1 pseudogene is annotated in these 421 nt (G+C 43.9%); it reads left to right on the forward strand.

The window, feature by feature from the left end:
- Positions 1–355 (forward strand): annotated as a pseudogene (locus HMPREF3027_RS00370) (transposase); the annotation flags it as partial.
- Between the last annotated feature and the right edge of the window lie 66 nt (positions 356–421).

Consider the following 421-nt stretch of genomic DNA (forward strand, 5'->3'; position numbering starts at 1 on the left):
ACGAGAGATAGAGTGTACCAACCGTCAACTCAAAACAGACCTCAACCTACGCCCCATATACCACCAAACTGACGAACGCTCCGAAGCACACCTTTTCTTCGGACTCCTCGCCTATTGGGTGGTCAATAATATACGTGTACAACTGAAAGGAAAAGGAATCAGACATTATTGGAAAGAGATCGTCCGAATAATGTCCACCCAAAAAGCAGTTACGACAGAAGCCACCAACATGCTAGGGGAAAAGGTGATCCTCCGTATTTGTAGCGACCCACCACCTAACGCCAGAAAGATCTACCAAGCCCTAAACTATAAAACCCACCCATTTAGAAAAATCAAAATTTGTAGTACACAGTAACTCTTCAAAAAAAAGACAACCACGACAATACCAGCTACTTACACTCCAATAGGGGTCAAACTTGGG

The organism is Porphyromonas sp. HMSC077F02 (assembly GCF_001815465.1).
GTDB lineage: Bacteria > Bacteroidota > Bacteroidia > Bacteroidales > Porphyromonadaceae > Porphyromonas_A > Porphyromonas_A somerae.